This window comes from Streptomyces sp. NPDC057654 (genome assembly GCF_042800135.1).
GTDB lineage: Bacteria > Actinomycetota > Actinomycetes > Streptomycetales > Streptomycetaceae > Streptomyces.
In genome coordinates, this window is the sequence record NZ_JBHVHQ010000333.1 from 1 (window position 1) to 8,557 (window position 8,557).

An 8,557-nucleotide genomic window follows, 5' to 3' on the forward strand; every position below is an offset into this window, starting at 1 on the left:
GTACGGGCGTACGGACGTACGGCTCAGAAGGTCTGAAGGGTCACCAGCGTCACCCGGCGCCCGTCGGCCCGGTCCTTCTCGGAGCCGTCTTCCGCGGGCGCGGCCGCCACCTCGATGCGCACCCGCTGCCCCGGACGCAGCAGCCGCAGCCCGCCCGCGTCGAACGCCGCCGCGTCGAACGGCAGCGGCGTGCCGTCGTCCAGGAGAACACTCCCGGAGCGGGTCTCGAAGTCGTATGTGTACGCGGTGGCCTGCATAGGAGAAAGCTTAGAGCCTGGGTACGACAGCGCGTGCGGCCCCGCCTCGACCGGCAATCAATCGGCTATCAGCAGACCCGCCGCGGCCTCGGTGGTACGGGCCCCCACGCCCAGCGCCAGCGCGGCCCGCAAATCCTGCGGAGTATCCACGTCCTGACGCACCGAATCGACCCCGTCGAGAAGGATCTCGCTCGCCCCGGACGCCCGGTGCCGGGCCCGTGAGAGACCTTCGAAAGCCGGCGACAACATCACTCCGGGAGCGGCCGAGAGCAGTGTCGTGCCGATTCCCGCGGCATCCGCGAGAAATGCCCGCGGAAACGCGGCGGCGGCGTCCAGAACACGGGTCAGCTCTTCGGGCCGAAGCGCCGGAAGATCCGCGTTCAGCGTCACCACACCGGATTCCGGGGACCGTGTCCGTATGGCGTCCGCGCCATGGGCGAGCGCCGCGTTCAGACCGCCGCCCGGCGGCTCCGGGACGATGCGCGCGCCCAGGGCGGCGAGCCGCGGAGCGGCCAGCGGATCGTCCGTGACGACCACCACACCCGCCACCGGCCGCGCGGCCAGCGCCGCCGCCACCGTGTCGAGCGCGAACGCGAGCGCGAGAGCGGGCCGGAGGCCCTCTCCCCTTGTCCCAGCGGCCCCGGAGAGGCGGCTTTTGGCTCGCGCCAGGGATTTCAGCGGCACCACAACGGTCCAGACCACACCCGCTCCGTCTCTTCGCATCGGCCCCATTGTCACCTGCTGCCGCAGTCGCCCGGAGGGCGCGGGGTTACCGTGTTCTCGACAGACCGGGTACCTGGGGCCACACTTGTCCGGCCCACGGGATCGCAGCAGACCCGCTCCATCCCAGGTCCAAAGAGAAGGGTGTCCGAGTGTCCCGCCACAGAATCGGCTTCTGGTATCGCCTTACGGCGGTGTTGGCGAAACCGCCGCTCGTGGTTCTGTTCAAGCGGGACTGGCGCGGAATGGAGCACATTCCCGCGGACGGCGGCTTTATCACCGCCGTCAACCACAACTCGTATCTGGACCCGCTGTCCTATGCGCACTTCCAGTACAACACCGGCCGCGTGCCGCGCTTCCTCGCCAAGTCGGGGCTCTTCAAGACGACCTTCGTGGGCACGCTGCTGCGCGGCACGGGCCAGATTCCCGTCTACCGCCAGTCGACCGACGCCGCCGTCGCCTTCCGCGCCGCCGTCGCGGCCATCGAGAGCGGCGAATGCGTGGCCTTCTACCCCGAGGGCACGCTGACCCGCGACCCGAAGCTGTGGCCCATGCAGGGCAAGACCGGAGCCGCCCGCGTCGCGCTGCTGACCAAGGCGCCGGTCATCCCCGTGGCGCAATGGGGCGCCCACGAGGCCATGCCGCCGTACGCCAAGGAGAAGAAGCTCCGGCTCTTCCCCCGCAAGACGCTCAAGGTGCTGGCCGGCCCGCCCGTCGACCTCTCCGCGTACTACGGGCAGGAGCCGACCGCCGAGGTGCTGCGCCAGGCCACCGACACCATCATGGCCGCCATCACCGAACTCCTCGCCGAGCTCCGCCGGGAGCCCGCGCCCGCCCAGCCGTACGACCACAAGCAGGCGCGCGCCGAAGCCCGCCGCAAGGCCCAGCATGGCAAGGAGAACGACGAGTGACGCGCTGCGCCGTATACGGCACCGGATCCTGGGGCACCGCCTTCGCGATGGTGCTCGCCGACGCGGGCTGCGAGGTGACGATGTGGGCCCGCCGCGCCGACGTCGTCGAAGCGGTCAACACCGGCCGCACCAACCCCGACTACCTCCCCGGCGTCCGACTCCCCGACGCCGTACGGGCCACCACCGACCCCGCCGTCGCCGCCCGCGACGCGGAGTTCGCCGTCCTCACCGTGCCCTCCCAGACGCTGCGCGAGAACCTCTCCCAGTGGTCCCCGCTGCTGCCCTCCGACACCGTCCTCGTCTCCCTGATGAAGGGCGTGGAACTGGGCACCGCCAAGCGGATGAGCGAGGTCATCGCGGAGGTCGGCAACGCCGCCCCGGAGCGGGTCGCGGTCATCACCGGCCCCAACCTCGCCAAGGAGATCGCCGCCCGGCAGCCCGCCGCCGCCGTCGTCGCCTGCCCCGACGAGTCGGTCGCCCAGCGGCTCCAGGCCGCCTGCCACACCCCGTACTTCCGCCCGTACACCAACACCGACGTCGTCGGCTGCGAACTCGGCGGCGCCGTCAAGAACGTCATCGCCCTCGCCGTGGGCATCGCCGACGGCATGGGCCTCGGCGACAACGCCAAGGCGTCCCTCATCACCCGCGGACTCGCCGAAACCACCCGGCTGGGGCTGGCGATGGGCGCCGACGCGCACACCTTCGCCGGCCTCGCGGGCATGGGCGACCTCGTCGCCACCTGCTCCTCGCCGCTCTCCCGCAACCACACCTTCGGCACCAACCTCGGCCGCGGCATGACGCTGGAGGAGACCATCGCGGTCACCAAGCAGACCGCCGAGGGCGTCAAGTCCTGCGAGTCCGTGCTCGATCTGGCGCGCCGCCACGACATCGACATGCCCATCACCGAAACGGTCGTCGGCATCGTCCACGAGGGCACGCCGCCGCTCGTCGCGCTCAAGGAGCTGATGTCCCGCTCCGCCAAGGCCGAGCGACACTGACGACCGGTCTGTCAACAGGTACTCTCGACCCGATATGAGCAGCGACAACCCTCCCCAGAGCCCTGACCAGAGCCGGAAGCCGCGTGTCGCCGTCGTCTTCGGCGGCCGCAGCTCCGAGCACGCGATCTCCGTCGTCACCGCCGGAGCCGTGCTGCGCGCCATCGACCGCGCCAAGTACGACGTCCTGCCGATCGGCATCGCCACGGACGGCCGTTGGGCGCTGACCGCCGACGACCCCGAGCGGATGGCGATCACCGGCCGCGAGCTGCCGTCCGTCGCGCAGCTCGCCGAGTCCCCCGACGGCGCCGTGGTGCTGTCCGCCGACCCCACCTCGCGGGAAATCGTCTACACCGAACCGGGCGCCGTGCCCAAGGCGCTGGGCGACGTCGACGTCGTCTTCCCCGTCCTGCACGGCCCGTACGGCGAGGACGGCACCCTCCAGGGGCTGCTGGAGCTCGCAGGCGTGCCCTACGTCGGCTCCGGCGTCCTCTCCTCCGCCGTCGGACAGGACAAGGAGTACATGAAGCGCGTCTTCACCTCCTTCGGACTGGCCGTCGGTCCGTACGAGGTGATCCGGCCGCGCGAGTGGGAGAACGACCGCGACGCCGCCCGCCGGAAGATCGCGGACTTCGCCGGCGACCACGGCTGGCCGCTGTTCATCAAGCCCGCCCGGGGCGGTTCCTCCATGGGCATCACCAAGGTCGAGAGCTTCGACGGTCTCGACGAGGCCATCGAGGAGGCCCGCCGCCACGACCCGAAGATCATCGTGGAGGCGCTGCTGCGGGGCCGCGAGATCGAGTGCGGGGTGCTGGAGTTCGAGGACGGGCCGCGCGCGAGCGTCCCCGCCGAGATCCCGCCGGTCTCCAGCCACGACTTCTACGACTTCGAGGCCAAGTACATCGACTCCGCCCCCGGCCTGGTGCCCGCGCCGCTCACCGCCGAGCAGACCGAGCGGGTCCGGGAACTGGCCGTACGGGCCTTCGACGCGGCGTCCTGCGAGGGCCTGGTGCGCGCCGACTTCTTCCTCTGCGAGGACGGCGAGTTCGTCATCAACGAGATCAACACGCTGCCCGGCTTCACGCCCATCTCGATGTACCCGCGGATGTGGCAGGAGAGCGGCGTCGGCTACCCGGAACTGGTCGACCTGCTCGTACAGGCCGCGCTGCGCCGCACCACGGGGCTGCGCTGACCCACGGACCGTGCCGCGGGGAGGGCGCCCGTCCCGGCGGCGCTCAGACGCCGGTCGGCACGGTCCGCCGCACGGCGTCGGCGAAGTCGGTGAGCGCGCTCACGTCACCGGCTTCGCCCGTGTACTTTCCCGGGATGACGACCTCGACGGACGCCTTGCGCAGCGTCGTGGTGGCGCGGACGCCGCCGCCCGGCAGCCGTTGGGGCAGCCACGAGACGCCGTTGAGCTCCATGGCGTCCGCGCTGGGGTTGTAGTGTTCGTCACCGGGCGTCAGGATCTTCGGCCGCGGTCCCCCGCAGCGCAGTTCGATGGCCGGATCACCCCAGGCCGCGGTGTAGTCCGAGGCAGGCGCCGTCGTCCGCCGCTTCATTCCGTTCACGGCACCGGGGAGCTTCGCGTGCAACGCCCGGCAGTACCCGGCCTCCGCCGCCGACGGCGAGGGGGCGCTCACCTTCGCGGCGCCGTCCGAGGACGAGCAGCCGGCGACGGTCAGCAACGCGGCGACGAAGGGCAGCCAGACGCGCGGGCGGATGGAGAATCTCACCGGCCGAGCATACGGGGGAACTAGATATGGACCACCGGGCAGGTCAGTGTGCGGGTGATGCCGTCCACTTGCTGGATTCTGGCGACCACCATGCGGCCGAGTTCATCCACGGTCTCGGCCTGGGCGCGGACGATCACGTCATACGGACCGGTCACGTCCTCGGCCTGTATCACGCCTGCGATCTTCGCGATGACTTCGGCCACGGTCGACGCTTTGCCGACCTCGGTCTGGATCAGGATGTACGCCTGTACCACGGAACCTCCTGGGCGGCGACGAGGATCATGTGGGGGAAAGAGACGCCACGGTACCGCGTCGCCGCACGGCGCGGGGAGACCCGCGCGGCCTGCGCGGCGCGGCGATCAGCGGAGCACGAGTGCGAAGGGGCAACAGGATGAAGGGCACCGTGGGCGAGTTGGGGGAATTCGGGCTCATCAGAGAGCTCACTTCCCGGCTCACCACCACCCCGGCGGTACGGCTCGGGCCGGGGGACGACGCGGCGGTGGTGGCGGCCCCCGACCGGCGCGTAGTGGCCAGCACGGACCTGCTGCTGGAAGGACGGCACTTCCGCCGCGACTGGTCCACCGCGTACGACGTAGGCCGTAAGGCCGCCGCGCAGAACCTCGCGGACATCGCCGCGATGGGCGCGGTGCCCACCGCCGTGCTGCTCGGCCTCGTCGTCCCCGCCGAACTCTCCGCCACCTGGCCGACCGAGCTGATGGACGGCATCCGCGACGAGTGCCAGGTCGCCGGCGCGGCCGTGGTCGGCGGCGACGTGGTGCGCGGCGAGACGATCACGGTGGCCATCACCGCCCTGGGCGACCTGCGCAACCACGAACCCGTCACCCGCTCCGGCGCCCAGCCCGGCGACGTGGTCGCCGTCACCGGCTGGCTCGGCTGGTCCGCCGCCGGGCACGCGGTGCTCTCCCGCGGCTTCCGCTCCCCGCGCGCCTTCGTCGAGGCGCACCGCAGGCCCGAACCGCCGTACCACGCGGGCCCCGCGGCCGCCGGGCTCGGCGCCACCGCCATGACCGACATCAGCGACGGCCTCATCGCCGACCTCGGCCACATCGCCGACTCCAGCAAGGTCCGCATCGACCTGCACACGGCCGCGATCGACGTGCCCAGCCAGATGCACGACATCGGGCAGGCCGTCGGCGTCGACCCGCTGCACTGGGTGCTCGGCGGGGGAGAGGACCACGCGATCGTGGCGACCTTCCCGCCGGACGTGAAACTGCCCGCGCGCTGGCAGGTGATCGGCGACGTACTCCACCCGTCCGCGCTGCCGCAGGTGACCGTGGACGGCGCGCCCTGGGACAAGGCCGGCGGCTGGGACCACTTCGGGGACCTGGAGACGGACGAGTAGCGGCAGCGGGCCGGTCGGTCCGTGGCGGTAGATTCGCTTGCATGGCAAGCGAAATGGCCGGCGAGATGGCCGGCGAGTTGGTCGGCGAGATATTCACCCCGCCGCGTGTGCTCACCGTCGCCGGATCGGACTCCGGCGGCGGTGCGGGCATCCAGGCCGACCTCAAGACGATGCTCGCGCTCGGCGTGCACGGCATGAGCGTTCTCACCGCCGTCACGGCGCAGAACTCACGCGGCGTGCACGGCGCGTGGCCGCTGCCCGCGGACGTCGTACGGGCGCAGTTCCGCAGCGTCGTCGACGACATCGGGGTGCAGGCCGTCAAGACCGGCATGCTCGCCTCGGCGGAGCTCGTCGAGACCGTCGCCGCGCTGCTCACGGACGTCGGCGCCCCCGTGGTCGTCGACCCGGTGGGCGTCTCCAAGCACGGCGACGCGCTGCTCGCCGCCACCGCGCTCGACGCGGTCCGCACGAAGCTGCTGCCGACGGCCACCGTCGCCACCCCCAACCTGGACGAGGTGGCGCAGCTCACGGGCGTACGGGTGGCCGTCGAGGACGATCTGCGGCGGGCGGCGGACGCGGTGCTCGGCTACGGGCCCGCCTGGGCGCTCATCAAGGGCGGGCATCTCGACGGCGACGCCGTGGACCTGCTCACGGACGGCTCCGAGGAGCACTGGCTGCGGTCCGCGCGGCTCGACAACCGGCACACCCACGGCACCGGCTGCACGCTCGCCTCCGCCATCGCCTCGGAGCTGGCCAAGGGGCGTACGGTCCCGGCGGCGGTGGCCGAGGCGAAGGAGTACGTCACGGGGGCGATAGCGGCGGGCTTCCCGCTGGGCGGCGGGATCGGCCCGGTGGATCACGGGTGGCGCACCCGCTGAGACCGCCGGATCAGGGCACGCGCGTGAGGCCGCCGAACGCGGGATTACGCGTGCGACTGCCGGAGGCGGGCATGCGAAAGGCCGGTCCGTACGGGACGGACCGGCCTTTCAGGCAACCGGAGGGGGCTGCGCCACGACGTAACCGTCGGTGCGAGACCGGCTCACCCCCGCTGGTGCGGGGAGGACCGCTCGCTAGCGCGAGACCTTGCCGGCCTTGATGCACGAGGTGCAGACGTTGAGCCGCTTCGGCGTGCTCCCGACCACTGCACGCACCCGCTGGATGTTGGGGTTCCAACGGCGGGGGGTACGGCGGTGCGAGTGCGAAATAGCGTTGCCGAAGCCCGGCCCCTTGCCGCAGACGTCGCAGTTGGCAGCCACGGGTCACTCCAAAGACTTCAGATGCACTTACGGTGAATTCCCGGCACTCCGGGATCGCGAGAATATCGACGACCGGCGGTGCCAGGGGGAATGTCCTGATTCTCATCAGGCAACCGGAGCAGCATACAACGACCGCTCCCGTACAACGAAACTACCATGGCGGCCCCGGCCCCCGCCCCGGGCGGCCCGTCGTCCCGGCACTACTGTGCCGACCTGTGCCCGTGGCCCGCGGGCGGTGCGCACCCGGCTGACCGGGGCGTATCGGACCCGGCACGGCGAGCCCGGTGGGATCTGGCCGGTGGATCCGGCCGGTGGAGCGAGGAGGAGGACGCAGGTGCCGCACACGCTGGACGCCGCCGCGGTACGCACCTGGTGCGCTCTGGCGCTGGACGAGCTCGGCCGGGCCCGCGAGGAGATCGACGCGATCAACGTCTATCCGGTCGCCGACGGGGACACCGGCACCAATCTGTACCTCACCGTCGAATCCGCCGCCCGCGCCGTCGACGCCGCCTTCGACGGGCACGCCGCCACCGAGGCCGTGCCCACCCTGGCCGACGCCGTACGGGCCATGGCGCACGGCGCGCTCATCGGGGCGCGCGGCAACTCCGGCACGATCCTGGCGCAGCTGCTGCGGGGGATGGCGCAGGTGCTGGCGGAGGATGGTCCTGCCAGCGGCCTTCAGGGGGGCGTGCGGACCGCGGGCACGCGTGACGGGGGCGACGTGCTCCGGCGCGCGCTCCGGCAGGCCGCAGACTCCGCGTACACCGCCGTCGCGCACCCCGTCGAGGGCACCGTGCTCACCGTCGCCGCGGCCGCCGCCGACGCCGCCGGGAAGGCCGCGGGGAGCGGCGCGGACGTGGCGCGGGCGGCCTGCCTGGGGGCCCGCGCCGCCCTCGACGCGACCCCGGACCAGCTCGCCGACCTCCGCCGCGCGGGCGTCGTGGACGCGGGCGGGCGCGGGCTGGTCGCGGTCCTGGAGGCGCTCGTACGGACCCTCGCGGGGAGCGGTCCCGAGGCCCGTACGCCCGCGGCGGGCATACCGGCGGCCGGGGGAGCGCGGGCGGTCTGCGACTGCCCCGGGGGCGGCCCGCACGCGGCCGAGGACGGGCCCGCCTTCGAGGTGATCTATCTCCTGGACGCGGACGACGACGCCGTCACGGCGCTGCGGGCCCGGCTCGACGCCCTGGGCGACTCCCTGGTCGTCGTCGGCGGCGACGGGCTGTGGAACGTCCACGTCCACGTGGACGACGCGGGCGCGGCCGTCGAGGCGGGCATCCAGGCGGGACGGCCGCACCGCGTCCGCATCACGCACTTCGGGG

At 72.4% G+C, this 8,557-nt stretch carries 11 protein-coding genes; 6 read left to right on the top strand and 5 right to left on the bottom strand.

Annotation, left to right across the window (positions count from 1 at the left end):
• Nucleotides 1-23: 23 nt before the first annotated feature.
• Nucleotides 24-257 carry a hypothetical protein gene (locus tag ACFU99_RS23265; protein WP_384394953.1) on the bottom strand — a complete coding sequence of 78 codons (234 nt, stop codon included), beginning with the start codon at nucleotides 255-257 and terminating at the stop codon, nucleotides 24-26.
• A 57-nt stretch (nucleotides 258-314) separates the two neighbouring features.
• Nucleotides 315-980 (bottom strand): 2-phospho-L-lactate guanylyltransferase, encoded by a 666-nt coding sequence (gene cofC, locus ACFU99_RS23270; RefSeq protein WP_384394967.1) that lies wholly within the window; start codon nucleotides 978-980, stop codon nucleotides 315-317.
• A 149-nt stretch (nucleotides 981-1,129) separates the two neighbouring features.
• Between cofC and ACFU99_RS23275 the strand changes: the two genes are divergently transcribed.
• From ACFU99_RS23275 to ACFU99_RS23285, 3 genes are read left to right on the top strand one after another with little or no spacing between them, the layout of a single operon-like run.
• Entirely contained in the window at nucleotides 1,130-1,888 is a 759-nt protein-coding gene (locus tag ACFU99_RS23275) for a lysophospholipid acyltransferase family protein (RefSeq protein ID WP_384394955.1), read from the top strand.
• Complete coding sequence (locus ACFU99_RS23280; protein ID WP_384394957.1) at nucleotides 1,885-2,886, top strand: NAD(P)H-dependent glycerol-3-phosphate dehydrogenase; 1,002 nt, start codon at nucleotides 1,885-1,887, stop codon at nucleotides 2,884-2,886. Before ACFU99_RS23275 ends, ACFU99_RS23280 begins: the two co-directional genes overlap by 4 nt.
• A gap of 34 nt (nucleotides 2,887-2,920) precedes the next feature.
• Nucleotides 2,921-4,075: a D-alanine--D-alanine ligase family protein gene (locus tag ACFU99_RS23285; protein WP_384394959.1), complete on the top strand. Its 1,155-nt coding sequence runs from the start codon at nucleotides 2,921-2,923 to the stop codon at nucleotides 4,073-4,075.
• 43 nt (nucleotides 4,076-4,118) lie between these two features.
• Here the strand turns inward: ACFU99_RS23285 and ACFU99_RS23290 are convergent, their stop codons facing one another.
• Nucleotides 4,119-4,619 (bottom strand): DUF3515 domain-containing protein, encoded by a 501-nt coding sequence (locus tag ACFU99_RS23290; protein ID WP_384394960.1) that lies wholly within the window; start codon nucleotides 4,617-4,619, stop codon nucleotides 4,119-4,121.
• 20 nt (nucleotides 4,620-4,639) lie between these two features.
• On the bottom strand, nucleotides 4,640-4,873 hold the full coding sequence (locus ACFU99_RS23295; protein WP_030884850.1) for an Lrp/AsnC family transcriptional regulator: 234 nt from the start codon (nucleotides 4,871-4,873) through the stop codon (nucleotides 4,640-4,642).
• Between the two features lie 137 nt (nucleotides 4,874-5,010).
• Here ACFU99_RS23295 and ACFU99_RS23300 point away from each other — a divergent pair, with 137 nt between their 5' ends.
• The gene (locus ACFU99_RS23300; RefSeq protein ID WP_384394963.1) at nucleotides 5,011-5,982 is read left to right on the top strand and encodes a thiamine-phosphate kinase; all 972 of its coding nucleotides are present in this window, start codon (nucleotides 5,011-5,013) and stop codon (nucleotides 5,980-5,982) included.
• Between the two features lie 65 nt (nucleotides 5,983-6,047).
• Complete coding sequence (gene thiD, locus ACFU99_RS23305) at nucleotides 6,048-6,860, top strand: bifunctional hydroxymethylpyrimidine kinase/phosphomethylpyrimidine kinase (protein WP_384394968.1); 813 nt, start codon at nucleotides 6,048-6,050, stop codon at nucleotides 6,858-6,860.
• Nucleotides 6,861-7,052: 192 nt separating this feature from the next.
• Here thiD and rpmB read toward each other — a convergent pair whose 3' ends face one another.
• Nucleotides 7,053-7,238 (bottom strand): 50S ribosomal protein L28, encoded by a 186-nt coding sequence (rpmB, locus tag ACFU99_RS23310; RefSeq protein WP_078645170.1) that lies wholly within the window; start codon nucleotides 7,236-7,238, stop codon nucleotides 7,053-7,055.
• A gap of 334 nt (nucleotides 7,239-7,572) precedes the next feature.
• On the opposite strand from rpmB, the gene ACFU99_RS23315 reads away from it, so the two are divergent.
• The coding region (locus tag ACFU99_RS23315) for a DAK2 domain-containing protein (protein ID WP_384394965.1) at nucleotides 7,573-8,557 on the top strand (985 nt) is incomplete at its 3' end.